Source organism: Bacillus sp. ISO11 (assembly GCF_003458115.1).
Taxonomy (GTDB): domain Bacteria; phylum Bacillota; class Bacilli; order Bacillales; family Bacillaceae_G; genus Bacillus_A; species Bacillus_A cereus.
This window is the reverse complement of record NZ_QXCO01000011.1, coordinates 13,716-31,600: the sequence shown is the minus strand read 5'-3', so window position 1 is coordinate 31,600 and position 17,885 is coordinate 13,716. Positions and strand designations below refer to the sequence as shown.

Here is a 17,885-nt window from a genome sequence, read left to right as displayed (position 1 = left end):
TTGTCAACCGTTAACGTATTAGAGTTTACAAATAGGAGTTCACTTATTTCTCTCTATGCAAATGCTCCAGTTCTTTCCGAAGCGCCTGTTTTAAAAACTTCCCAACAGATGTTTTCGGTATTTCTTCCATAAAGACAATATCGTCTGGCAACCACCACTTCGCAAACTGTGGTTTTAAAAACTCATATATTTCTTCTTTTGTAACCGTACTATTTTTCTTTTGAACAACGCAGGCAATTGGTCGCTCTTGCCACTGAGGGTGAGGAACTGCAACGACAGCCGCTTCAAATATAGCATCATGTGCCATTAAAGCATTTTCAAGATCGACCGAAGAAATCCATTCTCCCCCGCTTTTAATAACATCCTTCGTACGGTCAACAATTTTCACGCAACCTTCCTCATCCACTGTGACAACATCACCAGTATATAACCATCCATCGCGAAAAACTTCAACAGTACGATCATCGTTATAATAGCTTTCAGCGATCCAAGGTGCTCGTAAACATAATTCTCCCATCTCAGTACCATCCCACTTCACTTCACCATTTGTACCGACTACTTTCATCTCGACACCAGGTACAAGATATCCTTGTTTGGAGCGAATTTCTAGTTGCTCTTCATACGATAATTCCGTTTCATAACTTTTTAAACGTGCAAGTGTTACGAGTGGACTCGTTTCAGTCATACCATATGCATGTATGAACGGAACATTATGTTTCTGTTCAAATGCTTTAATAACACTTTTCGGCGCCGCTGCACCTCCGCATAGTATTCTCGTCATACTAGATAAATCGTAACTATTATTTTCTAACTCTTGTAATACGCCGAGCCAAATTGTCGGCACACCCGCAGCTAACGTCACTTTTTCTGATTGAATCATTTCTAATAAAATTTTCGGAGTAAACATCGGTCCAGGAAGAACTTGTTTTGATCCAAACCAAGTAGCCGCAAAAGGAAGTCCCCAAGCGTTCACATGAAACATCGGGACGATTGCCATTGCTGCATCACTTTCCGATAAAGCAGCTGTATCAGCTAAACCGAGTGCCATACAGTGTAATACAGTACTACGATGCGTATATACAACACCTTTCGGATTTCCTGTAGTCGCTGACGTATAACACATACCAGCTGGTGTATTTTCATCAATATCTTTTACAAATTGGAAATTTGGATCGCCTTCTTCTAATAGCTTTTCATAATGATATACAGGCTTCAGCGTAGTATTTGGGAGTTCATCTTTATCAGTCATAATAATGTAAGCTTGTACAGTTGATAATTGTGATTGAATATTTTCAACAAGCGGTACGAGATCTTCATCTATAAGTAGAATTCGGTCTTCTGCGTGCTGAATAATGTATGAAATATGTTGAGGAGATAAACGAATGTTAATTGTGTGCAAAACAGAAGCAATACCTGGAATAGCAAAATACGCTTCCACATGCCGATGATGGTTCCACGCTAATGTTCCTACACGTTCACCTACTTTAATTCCAAGCCTTTTCAACGCACTGGAAAGTCTTCTCGTCCTTTCCCCTAATTGCTTATACGTTAACGTTGTAACTGTATCATGCGTCCGTGAAACAATTTCTTTCTTCGAAAACAGTTTCTCTGCTCTTTCCATCATAGAACTAATTGTTAGCGGTACATTCATCATCATATTGGTTATGTCCCCCTTTAAAACGTTTTCATTTTCCGTTTATTATAACAGACTTCTACAAATGATTACGATATTTTTCTGTATTTTCTGAATTATTTCTTTGGAAATAATTCAGAACGATAAAAAACATGTTTTGAATACATTGATTCGAAACATGTTTTTTATTTTTTATAAACTATCTACCTTTTTCCTTACTTTCTTTTTCAATTTAAAAATAAAACGATTACTGTATTCCTTATTTTCTACTAAAATCCGATACGTCTCTAACACCCCTAACACACGAACAAAAAGATAAACTCCGATAGCAATAAGTACAACACAATAAGGATAATACTGTACGAGTTCTCCTGAGGTAATTCGTTTTTTCTCAAATAAAAACGGTATCGCTCCTGCTGCAATAAAACAAAATCCAACGATCACTACTGCCGTATACTTCTTCTTAATAGTCGCATATCTTTTGGTCAATTCTTTTAGAAAGTTTTGATCAAATAGTAGTTCTTCCTTTTTCAATACATTGTATCGACTCTCTTCTATCGTTACAGATGCCATCATTGCTCCAATCCCAAGCACTGCAATGATAATGACAAGAAACGTAGACATTGTCGCATTTTCTTTAAATAATAAGTACGGTATTGTAGATAAAATAAGCAAACTAAATCCTAACGCAATATATTTAGAAATTTTTTGTCCATACACTACATACCCTTCTGCCATTTCCTTACTTACATAGTAACCATTTTCCTTTTCGTTACTTTGCTCTGCAGTTTCTTTTAATAAATAGTCGAGTGATACTTCAAATACATTTCCAATCATTATTAATTTTTCAGTTTCAGGAAAACCTTGACCGTTTTCCCATTTACTAACTGCTTGCCTTGTGGTATTTAATTTTTCAGCTAATGCTTCTTGAGAAAGGCCCTTTTCCTTTCTTAATCTAAAAAGCTTTTCACCAAATCCCATATGTGTGTCCCCCTTTGTTTTCTTACCTAAATTGTATGTAAACATTGCCCTTATCTCTATCTTCCTGCGGTTGCACTTTGTCAACTTGCGGTTGCGATTGTGTTATATAGCGTTTTTTTTCTATACTTAGAACGTTAATAAAAATAGCGCTTCCTAATAGTCCATTTGTTGTTATCAAAATAAAAAAACTCCTTAATTCATTTAAAGGAGTTTTCAATGTAAGATATTTCATTGGTTCATATATCTTTCTCTAGATATAAAATACCTTTTTGTATCACGATTCTTACCTTTAATAAACATATCCTTCTGAATTGTATATTTGTACTCCATATTCAAACGTTTCATTAATTTTTCAGATGCTTCATTTTCTGAATCACATCCCGCTTCAATACTATTAAGATGCAATTCATGAAAACCATAGTAGAAAAAAGCTAACACAGCCTCCGTAGCTAATCCTCTTCCCCAATATTTTCGAGATAAGGCGTATGCAATTTCTGCTGTATGTGTGACCAAATCATATTTTATAAATCCACACGTGCCTATAAGTTTTTTTTCCTCTTTTAATACAATTCCAAGAGGTGCTACTTGCCCTCCATTGTACTGACCCACAATTTCTTCTATATAGTTATATGTGTCACATAACGATCGATGAGCATCCCATACAGTAAAAGTTGTCATCTCTTTATCTGTAGCATACTCATATATATGTAAACTATCACTCATATTCATTTTCCTTAACATAAGTCGTTTCGTATACAAAGTTGGATATGACCACTTCTCAATAATCATAACGGTTTCTGTTTAAACCTTTCATAATTCCTTACCTTTAATAAAAGGATATTCCCACAATCTGTACAAATATAAGCATCCACCGGCGAAGATGTGAACATCGTTTCCTTTTTCCGTATTTGTGCATATCCGACAAACTCACCTTCTCCTATATTTTGAGAACCACAATTAGAGCATGTCTGCACGGCTTTTTGTTTCATGAGAGCACCACCTTTAATCTATTTCTACTCCCTTCGACAGTTCACTTCCATTTCCCTTCCAAAAAACCTCTTATTCTCTCACATTTCAACAGGAATCTCAAAACAAAAATCGTATATGTACTATGAAATATATTTATTAACGGAGGAATTTTATGACTACTGTTATGACACTCGATATGGCAACAGAAATTGAAAATGCAGAAATTGATATGCTCTCTTCTAAATTAGAGAGACTACAAACAATGAGCGGAAACCCAATGCAAGTGCAAATGAAAAAATTCGGTAGTGCCACTGCCTTTTCATCAAAAATAATTGCTGGTCCTGCTTTTAATACGGTAAAAGGTATTACATTTACAAATACAGATGAGTTAGATGAAATTATCTCTTATTATCAATCACTACAAATCACTTGTCGTTTTGAAATTACCCCAGCACAAGGTACAACTGAATTATTTCAATACTTATCTCAAAAAGGGTTTTATCAATCTAGCTTCCATACTGCTTTGTATAGTATACCGAGAGAGGGTTCATCACTTCTTCCTTCTAATATTACAATACGAAAACTAAAAGAAAATGATTTTGATATTTTTGCAGACATTTATGTACGTGGATTTAATATGCCATCCTTTACAACAGATGGTGTGCGCCAAAATAATGAAATTCTTTACAATGAACCAGGATGGCATTTTTTCATAGCTGAAGTTCAAAATATCCCTGCTAGTATTGGTGTCCTGTATATAAATAAGGGTGTCGCATCATTAGCTGCTTCTGCTACTTTGCCAGAATTTCAACGTAACGGCTGTCATACTGCATTAATTCAAAAAAGAATAGAAAAAGCTATAGCGACAAATTGTCATTTAATAGTTGGCCAAGCCCGCTTTGGTAGCGGCAGTCAAAATAACATGGAACGTGCCCACATGAAAATTGCTTATACAAAATCAATATGGACCGCAAAAGACATATTATAATTTACTTTCTTTCTCCTTCCGTTACATTTTTAAACATTTTATGACAATTCCTTTTCTATCCTATTAATCATTTGAATATTCCAACTAGATTTGTTACGCTATTACTAGATACATCATTCAACTTGCAATATGAAAAGAGAATTCTAATCAAACTACAAGGAGGAGAAATGTATGACTAAACATGATCATGGTTTAAAAGAAAAAGTAGAAGGTGCCATTGATAAGGTAAAAGGTGAAGTAAAAGAAGTTGTCGGGAAAGTAACTGACAATAAGAAATTACAAGCTGAAGGAAAATGGGATAAGGTGAAAGGCACTGCTAAAGATACAGTTGGTAATGTGAAAGAAAAAGTACATGAATATAAAGAACATAAGAAAGAAAAATAAAAAAGAGCCCATCGGCTCTTTTTTTATTTTCCTTCATTCTTCTCTAACACGTATAAATCTTCTTCGATATTCGTTAATTTCTCACTTACAAGCTTTCTTGCATCTCCAATTGCTTGATTGTATGCAAATGGTCCAACTAATTTAACCATTTCTTCTATTAAACGCTCTGCTTGGAAACGTCCAATTTCATCTAAATCTTCTTCAACGAAAAATTGCTGAATTTGCGCTACAAGTTCTTCTTTTTTATCATTTGTTATTTTTATATTCATCATCGTTGTTACTCCTCTATATTTAAGATAATACCTTCCTTAACTCTACCATAGAAAAACGATTACCAGGACAGCTTTTTGTAACTCCTTCTAACTCCCTATGACCTAGTATATTTTCTTTCTTTATAGCAAATTGCTTCATAAACATTTTGCATAAAGAATATAATGCATTCACTTGTGCAGGAGTTGGATCGTATTTATCGAAATTTCCCGTCATACATATTCCAATTGTATGGCGGTTATGGTCTTTCGCGTGCGCTCCAATATGTAAACCTCGCCCTTCCACTACAGTTCCGTCCTTTTCGATAAAATAGTTGTAACCAATCCCGCTCCACCCTCTTACAGTTTGATGAAATTCATGCGTTTTATACACGTCCCATCCATCTTCAGCTGTATGGTGGATAATCAGTTGATTTACTTTTTCTAAAGGAACTAATTCATCTTGAAATGTTAGATTGACATATTTAATTTCCATTTGAACTGCCTCCTCTTAAAAATCAATCATAATAATCGTTTTATCATCTGGTTTTATTCTCTTTTCCCCTTCCAGCTTTTCAATGATTGCTACATATTCGTTTATACTATTCTTTCTTATATATGCAACAGTTTGTTCTAATGACCAATCTGGGTGGAATAACCCGTCTGAACAAATAAAAATTCCACTCACTTCATCTATATCTAATTCACCATGTTGTAAATAATGTATCGCTTCTTTCATTCCATTTGCAACTGAATAACCATTTGGCATATTTGCAAGATAACGATTGTATTTTAACGGTTCTCGCACATCTTGAAAAACATATTCTTCTGGTACAGATAACCCTTTTTTACGATCTTCTTCCCTCTTCCTTTTTGCTCGTTTACTAATTCCTTCAACTGTGTCTTTCGTTAATACTTGCATCGTTCCATTTTGAAAAGTTGCGACAATCATACAGTCCCCAAGCTGCGCATATTCAATTTTCTCACCAACTATTTGAACTGCCGCGATACATGTGCACCACAAATGCTCTTTTTTTCTCGTGTCTACTTCATATTCTAACATTTTGCTTTGTAATGCTTCATTTGCTTTGGCAACTGCAAATTGTAAACTATGATTCTCTCGTAATGCAGTAAAATAATTTGCAAATAAATGCGAAGCGATGTATGCTCCATTATGTCCATTTTCATCACGAAACGGGACAAGTGGTGTTGCACCGTCACATACACCATAAATCTTTTTATCTTTATTACAAAAATAAGAATCCTCACATTCTTGCTTCAACGGGCTTTTCTGTTGATATGTTTTTATCTTCACAACTGTATCCCCTTTCAAATGATAAAATACTCAAATTCTTTCGATTAATCTAATTTACCAAAATAAACTGTTTTTACCCAAAACTTTCAATATCATATATAATCTTGAAATAATATGAATTTTTCAGTGAAGGACGGGAAAGAAATGGTCAGATTCCTTGGTGTTATTATCGGTTCTATTATTATTGCGGTTGCCTTTAATCTTTTCCTTATCCCCCACAAAATTTTAAGTAGTGGAATTGGCGGAATTGCTATTATTTTAGGGATTGTAACCCCTGTAAACACAGGCATTATTAACTTTGTATTAAACTTACCTATCCTTATTTTAGGGTACATAGGTCTTGGAAAAAAAGTAATTTTTAACACAGTTGTCTCTGTAGTTGTATTATCTGTTGCATTATACTACGTTCCAGTAAAAGTCGTAGCAACAGATCCATTGTTATCTTCTATCTTCGGAGGTGTCATCGCCGGAGCTGGTATTGGTCTTGTTTTTAACTGTAATGGATCCACTGGTGGATTTGATATTATCGGTATGCTTTTATCCCGCAAGCGAGACATTAAACTTGGCGGATTCCTTATTATTTTAAATGCAGTCGTTGTAATAATCGCAGGATTCTTCTTCACCTGGGATGTTGCACTTACAAGCTTACTTTCAATTTATGTAACTGGTAAAGTAATTGATGCTGTTCATACAAAACATCGTAAAGTTACACTTATGATTGTAACAAATGAAGCAGAAAAAATGAAAAAACAGCTTCTTTCAACTGTTGTACGTGGAATAACGTTACTTGATGGCGAAGGCGCTTATTCAAGCGAGAAAAAGCGTGTACTTATGACGGTCGTTTCTCGTGAAGAATTAGCAAGTATGAAACTTACAATTTCTGAAATTGACCCGAATGCATTCGTTAATATTACAGAAACTGTAGAAGTGTTAGGACTTTTCAGAAGAAGTTAAAGACTAGGTGGGAATACACCTAGTCTTTATTTTGCATAAATTCAATTCTGTTTCCAAACGGGTCTGATACGTAAAATCGAATTACATCTGGCCGTGCATAATCATCAATCACTTTTACACCTTGCTCTATAAGTGTTTGCTTAAATTCATTAATTTCATTCACATAAAAAGCTGGATGAGCCTTTTTAGCTGGTGTAAAGTTCCGCTCGACACCAATATGGATTTCTTGATTTCCACATTTAAACCAACATCCACCTCGTTTTTTCAACTCTTCTGGCTTTGGAATTTCTACCATACCAATTTTATTCCCATAAAAATCACGCGCCTCTTCTTCACACTCTACAGGTGCAGCTACTTGCACGTGATCAATCCCTTGAATATAATTTTTCATTTTCTCTCCCCCTCCTCTACCCTAATGTTATACGGAAAACAGCCGTCTGTAACTTACAAAAGGTTTATAAAACAATATAAGCTCCCCTTATTACCATCCTGCATTCACTTTGCAAAAAAAATAAAAAAACAAAATTTATTCTATAACTTCCATTTTTTATAGAAATACACATCACATCTATATTATAGTTATGAATAGACAAATCTTTTTAGATGCTATTTGTACGGAGGAACTATTATGAGTCGTAAAAAATATTCACCAACTCAAAAAAAACGTCATCCGAACATTTCTAGACGTTTGCGAAACCATATACAAGATCGTTCATTAACAGAAATGTACGCATCTCTGTTCGAACATAATCCTGATAGTATTATTTCATTAAACTTAGAAGGAGTTATTCTACATATAAATCCTTCTGCCGAAAGAATATTAGGTTACACTTCTTTAGAATTAGAACAGAAAAATATTACCTCCATTTTAGGAGCCCATATTTCTGAGCAAGTATTACAAAATATAAAGAATACTGAAGCGGATAATCAACAAGAGTATATCTTATCTATTTATCATAAAAATGGATTCTTATTAGATGTTGTGACAAAACTAGTTCCTATTTTTGTTCAAAATCGTCTTACTGGTGTATACGCTATTATGAAGCCACTTGAAAAATCAGAAAGAATTGAGAATATGCTAAAAGAAAGTGAGAAGAGATTACGTACATTAGTAAACTCCATGCCTGCGTTTGTTATATTTAAAGATCATGAAGGGCGCTGGCTTGAGGCAAATGACTACGCACTTTCTTGCTTCAACTTCCATCATGTACCTTACCACGGGAAAAAAGATAGCGAACTCATTCAATATAATGAAGCATACCGAGAAGCTTTTTTACATTGTGAAGAAGTCGATGAACTAGCATGGCAACAAAGACAAATTCTTCATGGCGAGGAATTTATTATACATAGAGATGATTTCGATTTAATCTTAAGTATATCAAAAGTTCCGCTTTATCATCCTGATGGTTCTCGCAAAGGTCTTATCGTGATGGGGAGAGATGTTACTGAGCTAAAAGAAACTGAAAAGTTACTACGAAAATCTGAGAAGCTCGCAGTAGTCGGACAACTGACAGCTGGAATTGCCCATGAAATTCGAAATCCACTCACTTCCCTAAAGGGTTTTCTAACATTGCTCCTCCCTGAAATAAATGAGGAGCAAAAATGGTATATCGATGTTATGTTAAGTGAGATTTCACAAATGGAATCCATCACGAGTCAATTTATGGCGATGTCTAAGCCACAAGTATTATCTATCCAAACTTGTAACATACAAACTTTAATTGAAGAGGTAGTTACATTTATTTTACCGACTGCAATTATGCATAGCGTTCATATCATCATGGATCATTTTGATTACGTATATGATATTCAATGTGACGGCAACCAATTAAAACAAGTTTTTATAAACATATTAAAAAATGCGATAGAAGCGATGCCAAATGGCGGAAATATTTTCATCCAAACAAAACCATTAGAGGATAATTTCATCTTAATACGAATTATCGATGAAGGTTGTGGCATTCCAGAAGATCGTATCTCCCGTCTAGGCGAACCTTTTTATAGTTTAAAAGAAAAAGGCACAGGACTAGGATTAATGATGTGTTACAAAATAATTGAAGAACATCATGGTAAATTACACATTTCAAGCGAATTAAATGAAGGTACAATTGTTGATATTGAGCTACCACTTTCTTCATCTCATCTTGCAATCCAGTCTTAAATAAAAAAGAAGCATCTGCTAATCGTTAGCAGATGCTTCTTTTTTAAAATGCTTTGTCATACCACTCTTTTGCTTTTTCTACTTCACCCATCGTTAATTGATGCCCTCGATTTTCCCAATGCATTGTTACATTCGCGTTTGCATTTTCTAATAGTATCTTCAATTCCTCTGACTCTGCTGATGAACAAATTGGGTCATTTGTCCCAGCAGCAATAAACACAGATTTCCCTGCTAAATTTGCTAATTGCATTCCTCTTCTTGGTACCATTGGGTGATGAAGCACAGCACCTTTCAATGCATTTTCGTAATGGAATAATAAACTTGCTGCGATATTTGCCCCATTCGAATAACCGATAGCTACAATGTTATTTCTATCGAATTTATATTCTTTAGCCGCTTCATCTAAAAATTCATTTAATTCCTTCGTACGGAAAATTAAATCCTCTTCATCAAAAATGCCCTCTGCTAATCGGCGGAAGAAACGCGGCATCCCATTCTCTAACACATTTCCCCTAACGCTTAATACCGACGCTTCCGGATCAACTATTTCTGCAAGTGGTAGTAAATCTAATTCATTACCACCTGTGCCATGAAGTAATAACAACACTGGTTTTGACGTATCTTTTCCTTTTTGAAAAACATGTTTCATCATAATCCTGTTCCCCCTTCAATCACTTTAATCTAAATTTCTCACTTCAAATGGTAAAAGCGTTTGTTCAATCTGTTTTCTATGTTGTTCATATTGTTCCGGTAACTTTAATTCCTCACCCATCGTCTCTAACGATTCATCATGAGCGAAACCAGGAGGATCTGTTGCAATTTCAAATAAGATTTCACCATGTTCTCTAAAATAAATCGCGTTAAAATAATTTCGATCTTGTACAGGAGTTACGTGATATCCAAAACGCGACACATGCTCTTTCCAGTCTAGCTGATCAGCATCGTCACTCGCTCTCCAGGCAATATGATGAACTGTGCCAACGCCCATTTGGCCACGACCGATTGTTGATAATTTCAAATCAATAATATTTCCAATGTCAGCAGAAGAACGGAATCGAACAAATTCACCCTCTTCTCCAATTTTTTCAAGACCCATAATATGTTCTAACAATTCAGCTGTTTTTTGAGGCTGTGTAGATAAAAGAACAGCACCTCCAAACCCTTTAATTGCTACTTCTGGTGTAACTTCTCCAAAACTCCAATTATTTAATTCGCCTTTTTCTCTTTCAACTAATTCTATATGCAAACCATGCGGATCATCAAATTCTAAATACTGCTCTCCAAAACGAGTCATTTTTGTATACGAAACATCGAATTTTTCTAATCTATTTTCCCAAAACTCCATTGCACCTTTTGGTACAACGTAAGACGTAATTCCTACTTGACCATCTCCAATAATACCTTGACGAGCACCTGCCCATGGGAAAAACGTAATAATTGTTCCAGGCTTTCCTCCTTCATTTCCAAAATAAAGATGGTACGTACCTGGATCATCAAAATTCACTGTTTGTTTCACTAAACGTAACCCCAATACACCAGCATAAAAGTCTACATTTTCTTGTGGATGCCCTACAATCGCTGTAATATGATGGATTCCCATTGTTTTCTTTTCCATTTCTTCCACTCCTTTTTTATTTCATTATAAAAATTCTTTTACATTTAAGTTCATTATTAATTTTGTCCATGCTACAAAGTAAAATCCGTCATTATAATTTTATCTCGAATTCGAGATATTAATTACAAAATTACGTATCGGTGTCTAATCTATTGAATTATCTTGAATTCAAGATAATTCGTAAAAAATATTTGTTCGATTTATAACCATAATAAATTTTTATTATGAACATTATTTATCTCGAACTTAAGATTTATTATAAGTTACTTATTTTTTATTGTCAATAAGTCCTTACTTTCATTTTACATGTAAAAAGAGTAAACGCTATTCACCGTTTACTCTTTTTGCAAATCATTTCTTTTCTTCTTCCAGTACTGCTTCCATCTCATTAAATTCACGATGAACTGCCTTAACGGGTTCTTTCGTTAATAAACTTACAACAATAACAGTTAATAAACTACAGAAGAATCCAGGTACCATTTCATACATAATTGCTTTTAAACTTGGAATTTGTACCCATGCTATAACAACTACTGCACCAACAATCATACCTGCAAGAACGCCCCATTTATTCGTCCTTTTCCAATATAAACTTAATAAAATGGCTGGTCCGAACGCTGAACCAAATCCAGCCCAAGCATAACCGACAAGTGTTAAAATTGTATCACTTGGATGATACGCTAAAACAACTGCGATCATAGCTACTACTAATACTGACAATCTACCGATAAATACAAGTTCTTTGTCACTTGCATTACGACGGAAAAATGTTTTATAGAAGTCTTCCGTTACTGCACTTGAAATAACAAGTAATTGTGAGGAAATACTACTCATAATCGAAGCCAAAATAGCTGATAATAAAAATCCTGTAATGTACGGATGGAATAAAATATTGGAGAATGTTACAAAGACCATTTCTGGGTCTTGTAATGTCGTATTATTTTTAGCATAATAGGCGATACCAATTAGACCAGTAAGCATTGCACCTATAATTGAAATCGTCATCCAACCGATACCGATTCTACGAGAAGTTTTTAAATCTTTAATAGAGGTAATTGCCATAAAGCGGACAATAATATGTGGTTGACCAAAATATCCAAGGCCCCATGCTAAAAATGAAATAATACCAAGTATTGTGGTTCCTTTAAACATATCTAAATGCGATGCATCGACTTGCTTAATGGTATTAAATGTTTCTGTTATACCACCGACATCCGTAAAGGCAACAATTGGCACTAGTACAAGCGCAATAAACATAATACAACCTTGCACAAAGTCCGTCCAACTTACGGCTAGAAAGCCACCAAATAGTGTATACGCAACAACGACACCCACTGTTACAAATAAACCAATTTTATAATCAAGGTTAAAAGAATTTTCAAACAAACGTCCACCCGAAACTAAACCAGCCGACGCATAAAATGTGAAAAATACTAAAATGACGACAGCGGAGACAAAACGAAGTATTTTCGTACGATCTTTAAACCGATTCTCTAAAAAGTCTGGAATCGTAATTGAATCATTTGCCACTTCTGTATACGTTCGTAAACGCGGGGCAATGATTAAATAGTTTGCATACGCACCTATTAATAAACCTATCGCAATCCATACACTTGATAATCCTGTTGCATACATCGCACCAGGTAATCCCATTAACATCCAACCACTCATGTCAGAAGCACCAGCTGATAAAGCTGTAACTGCTGGACCGAGTCCCCTCCCGCCTAACATATAATCTGATAAATCGGATGTCTTCTTATAAGACCAATATCCGATATACAACATACCTGCCATATAAATAGCAAGCGAAACCATAATTTCAATCTTCACCAAATCTCTCCCTTAGTCCATAAGCCATTCAAAATTTCGAAAAATGACTTTTTCTATTTTCTTGTTTTCGCTTATGGTTCCCTACCTTAACAAACATTTTTTGTTCTTTCAAGTGAATGAGCACTTTTCATTACACGTGAAAACCTTTATAAACGCCTTTATCCCAGTGGATTACAATGATTTTTCAAGAAATTAAAGTAATAATATTCAGAAAATTAAAGAGGGTTTTTTCACACCTTATTTTCATTCCATTACCCGATAAATTTTAAAAACTAAAAGCCATACAAATGTATGACTTTTAGCTTATTGATGTCTCAAATTTCGCTTTCTCTACATATACTTTACGAAATTTCATATAGCATCCAATACGCCAAGGTACTATATAACAAACCGCAAGAGTGTAGAAAAGAATGCCGATTGACTTTGGATCTAGACCTTGTAAATGTCTTCTAAAATAAGCACGTAAAAGAACGATAACTAAAAATGTAGCAATAAAAGCGATACTTTTTTTTGCATAAATTTGACCATCTTCTCTGACTTCATACCCACTTAAAATAATAAGTGGAATTGATAATAACAGTCCGATCCCAGCAGCTATACCAATTTGCCAACCAGCAAGTTGTATCGGTGCTGCGTATAAAGAAAAACCTGGTAATAAAAAGAATAATGGCAATAGTAGTCGTCTTCCTTTATTATTAATTGGTCGATTCATAGAGCGCATGCGTCTAAATATAACGAGCCCTATGACGAGTAAAAAAATTGTAATACTGTACGAACCTTGCTGCAAGTGAATCTCTCCCTAAAAATAGTCATTTTCAAAAATACTTCCCTATTATACTCCTAATCTTTCCAAAAATATGATTATTCCTCTAAAAAATCTTACATATCAAATATACTTTTAGGTTTGATTTACTATAGGAAACAATTCCGAAAGTGGAACTACTCTCCCCACCTCGTCTTTAAACACAATATGCTCTCTAGTTAAATGGCGCGGGCTCTTCACTCCCGCCGCTGCCGCTAATGAAAATAAACTATATCTCATACTAATAATATAATTCATGACTCGCCACTTCTTCTCATACGGATCTAACGCTTTTTGATAATGCGGATTCGTCGTGGCTACACCAGATGGACATTGGCCAGAATTACATTGAAGGGCCATAATACAGCCGCTTGCCATCATAAATCCGCGGGCTGAACTTACAGCATCCGCCCCAATCGCTAAAGCAATCGCCACTTTATCTGGTGTGATTAATTTACCCGATGCAAATACTTTAAACTTGTTACGGACACCATAATGGTTTGCTGTATCAATAAATGTAAGTAATGCTGGAATAAGCGGCAGTCCCATACAATCTGCCATCGATTTATACGTTGCCCCTGACCCGCCTTCTGAACCGTCGATTGTAATAAAATCTGGGTAAATGTTTAGTTCTTTCATTGTTTTTATTAAATCTTCCAAAGGCTCCTGCTGACCAATTACAATTTTCATTCCAACTGGTTTACCGCTGTTTTCTTGCAACTGTTGAATAAAACAAAGTGTATCCGCTGCATTCTTTAAAAATGAAAATCGATTCGGTGAATTAATCGTCTCTCCCTTTCGGACGTTGCGAACAAAAGCAATTTTCTCATTTACTTTTTGTCCCTCTAAATGACCACCACGTATTTTAGCACCTTGCCCAAATTTCAATTCGAATGCTCTAATATTACTTTCTTTCGCTTTCTCCATGAATTTTCCCATTGAAAAATTACCGTCTTCATCACGGTATCCAAATAACCCTGGACCAATTTGCGCAACGATATTCGCTCCTGTATGTAAATGTTCTGGAATAACGCCACCTTCACCCGTATTAATCCACGATCCGCCTGCCATTTTTGCTCCAAAACCACTCGCTAAAATATAATTTTCTCCAATCGCACCGTAAGAAGTCGCAGATGCACCAAACATGCCATGTAGCTTCCACGGATATTTACGGTTCTCACCGACTATAATTGCATCATCTTCTTCGTACAGCCAAAGATTCGTTGTATCCGCTGTCAATTTTTCTCTTCTTGAAAATAACCCTTCTTTATGAATCACGTACTTTTTACCTTCCCGCTCTTGCGTGAGATTCACACTTAATTCCTCAGTTAATATCGGAAATAATGTATTAGCAATATAATATCCAGAAGCTTCAAAATCTCGTTTTGATCCAAAACCAAGTATTTCAGAGCGATATTTCGCTAAAAACATAACACTTTGAAAATCATAACGTGAGAAAGGCTTTCCATCCGTATCATGATCAAACCAATATTGTCGAAATTCAGGCCCTATCTTTTCCAGTAAGTAGCGCATTCTTCCTAAGTACGGATGTAATTTTAAAATAGAATGGTGTGTTCGTTTTTTTATAAAAAATGTAATGATAAAAAAGACGATTAAAAGCAACATTAAAAATAGTAATATACTAATAATAACGAGTAGCGTTTCACTCATCCCGCTTCCCCCTATGAAGTTCCATAATAAAAGGAGAACACTCGACGTGCTCTCCTTTTATCTTTATTCATACTAACGTAGCAAGATGCTCTTTCGCGTCATATTCAACTAAACTTTCAGCGTGTTTAATTCGATGAACAAAGTCTGGATTAGCAATTAACGGTCTTCCGAATGCCGCTACATCAATCGTTCCTTCTTGCAACGCTTCTTCGGCCTCTTTCGGATTTAAATTACCAACCCCAACAATCGTACCATCCCAATATTTTCTTACTAGTTGATGAAAATTCTTTCCATCAGCAATCTCTTGCGTATAATTCATCGTTGAAGGATGGATTATCGTTAACCCAACCTCTTTAAACATATTTATGAACGTTTCAATTGCAAACTCAGGATTTTCCCACATATAAGTAGGATTATCACCTTTGAAAGCAGAGAAACGAAGAAGTGTTTTATTAGCTCCAACAGCTTCTATTACAGCCGCCGTTACTTCTTTCATAAACGTTAACCTTTGTTTTAAATCACCACCATATTTATCTGTTCGCTTATTCGCAAACTCATACGTAAATTGATCGATTAAATATCCGTGTGCACCGTGAATTTCTACTCCATCAAATCCAGCTTCGATCGCATTTTTCGCAGCTTGTGCGTATTGACCGATCACTTCTTGTATTTCTTCTAACGTCATTGCTTCTGGCGTATCAAACGGTTTACGAAAGCGTGGAACATTTCCCTCTGCAGCGATAGCCGATGGTGCTTGTGGCATTTGACCACCAATTATTTCATGATGACTCATACGCCCAACATGCCATATTTGAGCAATAATCGTCCCGCCTTCTTTATGTACTGCCTCTGTAACAGGTTTCCAAGAATCGATTTGTTCTTGTGTATAAATACCTGGTACTCCTGGGTTTCCTTTTGCTCTCGGACTAATGACAATTCCTTCTGTAATAATTAGTCCAATTCCATCCGCAGCACGTTTTCTGTAGTACTCCACTACATCAGCACCAACTGCTCCAGTCTCATTATCTGCAAAGCATCTTGTCATCGGTGCCATCGCTATACGATTACGAAGAGACCAAGTTCCAACTTGAATTGGATCAAACAACTTTGTTTCTTCAACGTTTTCAAAAAATCCCCCAGCATTTACATTTGTTCCTTCATAAATACTCGCTGCTTTATTACTTGAACTTGTCATTTTTCTTCCCCCTAAAAAATCTTACTATAATCGCATCATACTTACTTTTAGATAGTAACGTCAATTTTTACGACTTTACAATAAAAAATTCGAATATCCAAAAAACAAAATGCTATAAATAATATTAAAAAGGTTTCCTTAGGAGGAAACCTTTTTTGTTGACCATATATGGCTGTCAATTCGTTTATCTCTTTAATAAAAAACACCTTATCAATAGAAGTGAAAATGGTTCGGTATTCTTCTAAAAATAATAACTTATATACCTAAAACAATGAAAGCCCTACCTCTCTTTCATCCTTACGGCTCCTCGTCCGTGCCAGTGTGAATCAGGATTGCAAAAATCAAGTAACTATTTTATCGAAGTATTCAATTAAACTTCGAACATTCATAAATGAAATTAAAAAATAAAAATGGATTTGATTGTAGTAATAACAATAGAGGTAATGCTCTAAAAGTGGTTTGAAAGAGTTGAATGTCTTTGAAATGATAAATTTTCTATAATTATGTTCCCAAAAAATTCAAGATCTTTTTTGGGATATAATACATTATTTGTAATGAACCTTAACAAAAGCTTTTTATCTGATTTTCTGTGATACCTTCAATTAATCCCAGTTCACTAATCAAAAATTCATATGCGTTATCTAACATCTTCTTTTCGCTTGCATTAAGTGCTTTTTCTTTCTGTATACGCATTAAATCACGTACAACTTCAGCACCTTCTTGCATTTTACCCGTCTTTATTTTATCAGTGTTCAATTTATACCTTTGTTTCCACGTAAGTAATCTATCTGATTCCCCATGTTGAAAAATATCCATTATGTGTGCTAATGCGGTTATATCCGTAACTGGTCGTATATTCGAATTCAATATTCTCCCTGCTGGAATCATTAGTTCCATATTACTAGCCGACATTTTTATAACATAATACTGTTGTTTTTCTCCTGAGATTTCCTTCTCTTCTATGGCTTTAATTATACCTGCTCCCTGCATTGGATAAACAATGTTATCGCCAATTTGAAACAAATAATCCACCTCCATATATGGTAACCTTCTCAAGCTTAACACACTTTTAGTTTTTTATCAAAATTTTTATTTTATCATAAAATTATTTTACGCGTCAATACTTAAGAAGCAAGAAA

Annotated in this window: 19 protein-coding genes; 4 read left to right on the top strand and 15 right to left on the bottom strand. The window is 35.0% G+C overall.

Going from position 1 to position 17,885, the window contains the following annotated elements; genetic code table 11:
• Positions 1 to 43: 43 nt before the first annotated feature.
• The 4 genes from D1166_RS14015 to D1166_RS13995 form a co-directional block, all read right to left on the bottom strand.
• Positions 44 to 1,657 (bottom strand): long-chain fatty acid--CoA ligase, encoded by a 1,614-nt coding sequence (locus D1166_RS14015; protein ID WP_000980212.1) that lies wholly within the window; start codon positions 1,655 to 1,657, stop codon positions 44 to 46.
• A gap of 168 nt (positions 1,658 to 1,825) precedes the next feature.
• Complete coding sequence (locus tag D1166_RS14010; protein ID WP_000505637.1) at positions 1,826 to 2,614, bottom strand: helix-turn-helix domain-containing protein; 789 nt, start codon at positions 2,612 to 2,614, stop codon at positions 1,826 to 1,828.
• Positions 2,615 to 2,842: 228 nt separating this feature from the next.
• Positions 2,843 to 3,403, bottom strand: a complete 561-nt coding sequence (locus D1166_RS14000) for a GNAT family N-acetyltransferase (RefSeq protein WP_000582841.1) — start codon at positions 3,401 to 3,403, stop codon at positions 2,843 to 2,845.
• On the bottom strand, positions 3,400 to 3,603 hold the full coding sequence (locus tag D1166_RS13995; protein ID WP_000810193.1) for a hypothetical protein: 204 nt from the start codon (positions 3,601 to 3,603) through the stop codon (positions 3,400 to 3,402). The genes D1166_RS14000 and D1166_RS13995 overlap by 4 nt, the downstream gene beginning before the upstream one ends.
• A 152-nt stretch (positions 3,604 to 3,755) precedes the next feature.
• On the opposite strand from D1166_RS13995, the gene D1166_RS13990 reads away from it, so the two are divergent.
• Together D1166_RS13990 and D1166_RS13985 are read left to right on the top strand one after the other, a co-directional pair.
• Positions 3,756 to 4,571, top strand: coding sequence for a GNAT family N-acetyltransferase (locus D1166_RS13990; protein ID WP_000214348.1), 816 nt, complete (start codon positions 3,756 to 3,758; stop codon positions 4,569 to 4,571).
• A gap of 171 nt (positions 4,572 to 4,742) precedes the next feature.
• On the top strand, positions 4,743 to 4,955 hold the full coding sequence (locus D1166_RS13985; protein ID WP_000160410.1) for a CsbD family protein: 213 nt from the start codon (positions 4,743 to 4,745) through the stop codon (positions 4,953 to 4,955).
• 23 nt (positions 4,956 to 4,978) lie between these two features.
• Here D1166_RS13985 and D1166_RS13980 read toward each other — a convergent pair whose 3' ends face one another.
• Genes D1166_RS13980 through D1166_RS13970 form a run of 3 tightly spaced genes read right to left on the bottom strand, consistent with a single transcriptional unit; the run spans position 4,979 to position 6,536 of the window.
• Positions 4,979 to 5,227, bottom strand: a complete 249-nt coding sequence (locus D1166_RS13980; protein WP_000981079.1) for a DUF2164 domain-containing protein — start codon at positions 5,225 to 5,227, stop codon at positions 4,979 to 4,981.
• Positions 5,228 to 5,246: 19 nt separating this feature from the next.
• Positions 5,247 to 5,699, bottom strand: coding sequence for a peptidoglycan recognition protein family protein (locus D1166_RS13975; RefSeq protein WP_000404193.1), 453 nt, complete (start codon positions 5,697 to 5,699; stop codon positions 5,247 to 5,249).
• A 15-nt stretch (positions 5,700 to 5,714) separates the two neighbouring features.
• On the bottom strand, positions 5,715 to 6,536 hold the full coding sequence (locus tag D1166_RS13970; protein WP_118043337.1) for a protein phosphatase 2C domain-containing protein: 822 nt from the start codon (positions 6,534 to 6,536) through the stop codon (positions 5,715 to 5,717).
• Positions 6,537 to 6,662: 126 nt separating this feature from the next.
• Here D1166_RS13970 and D1166_RS13965 point away from each other — a divergent pair, with 126 nt between their 5' ends.
• Positions 6,663 to 7,472 (top strand): YitT family protein, encoded by an 810-nt coding sequence (locus D1166_RS13965; protein ID WP_000251344.1) that lies wholly within the window; start codon positions 6,663 to 6,665, stop codon positions 7,470 to 7,472.
• Positions 7,473 to 7,491: 19 nt separating this feature from the next.
• Here D1166_RS13965 and D1166_RS13960 read toward each other — a convergent pair whose 3' ends face one another.
• Positions 7,492 to 7,863 carry a VOC family protein gene (locus tag D1166_RS13960; protein WP_000800767.1) on the bottom strand — a complete coding sequence of 124 codons (372 nt, stop codon included), beginning with the start codon at positions 7,861 to 7,863 and terminating at the stop codon, positions 7,492 to 7,494.
• A gap of 237 nt (positions 7,864 to 8,100) precedes the next feature.
• On the opposite strand from D1166_RS13960, the gene D1166_RS13950 reads away from it, so the two are divergent.
• Positions 8,101 to 9,633, top strand: coding sequence for a BA3702 family sensor histidine kinase (locus D1166_RS13950; RefSeq protein ID WP_000087657.1), 1,533 nt, complete (start codon positions 8,101 to 8,103; stop codon positions 9,631 to 9,633).
• Positions 9,634 to 9,676: 43 nt separating this feature from the next.
• Here D1166_RS13950 and D1166_RS13945 read toward each other — a convergent pair whose 3' ends face one another.
• The 7 genes from D1166_RS13945 to D1166_RS13915 form a co-directional block, all read right to left on the bottom strand.
• A complete protein-coding gene (locus D1166_RS13945) occupies positions 9,677 to 10,285 on the bottom strand; it encodes an alpha/beta hydrolase (protein WP_000975484.1) in 609 nt (202 codons plus the stop codon).
• Between the two features lie 24 nt (positions 10,286 to 10,309).
• On the bottom strand, positions 10,310 to 11,248 hold the full coding sequence (locus D1166_RS13940; protein WP_000412731.1) for a ring-cleaving dioxygenase: 939 nt from the start codon (positions 11,246 to 11,248) through the stop codon (positions 10,310 to 10,312).
• A gap of 351 nt (positions 11,249 to 11,599) precedes the next feature.
• Positions 11,600 to 13,078: a sodium/proline symporter PutP gene (gene putP / locus D1166_RS13935; protein ID WP_000687597.1), complete on the bottom strand. Its 1,479-nt coding sequence runs from the start codon at positions 13,076 to 13,078 to the stop codon at positions 11,600 to 11,602.
• A 298-nt stretch (positions 13,079 to 13,376) separates the two neighbouring features.
• Complete coding sequence (locus D1166_RS13930) at positions 13,377 to 13,865, bottom strand: cytochrome c biogenesis protein CcdC (RefSeq protein ID WP_001183922.1); 489 nt, start codon at positions 13,863 to 13,865, stop codon at positions 13,377 to 13,379.
• Positions 13,866 to 13,976: 111 nt separating this feature from the next.
• Positions 13,977 to 15,551 carry an FMN-binding glutamate synthase family protein gene (locus D1166_RS13925; protein WP_000005161.1) on the bottom strand — a complete coding sequence of 525 codons (1,575 nt, stop codon included), beginning with the start codon at positions 15,549 to 15,551 and terminating at the stop codon, positions 13,977 to 13,979.
• Between the two features lie 67 nt (positions 15,552 to 15,618).
• A complete protein-coding gene (locus D1166_RS13920) occupies positions 15,619 to 16,746 on the bottom strand; it encodes an alkene reductase (RefSeq protein WP_000204589.1) in 1,128 nt (375 codons plus the stop codon).
• A gap of 561 nt (positions 16,747 to 17,307) precedes the next feature.
• Positions 17,308 to 17,769, bottom strand: a complete 462-nt coding sequence (locus D1166_RS13915) for a CarD family transcriptional regulator (RefSeq protein WP_170317877.1) — start codon at positions 17,767 to 17,769, stop codon at positions 17,308 to 17,310.
• Positions 17,770 to 17,885: the final 116 nt, after the last annotated feature.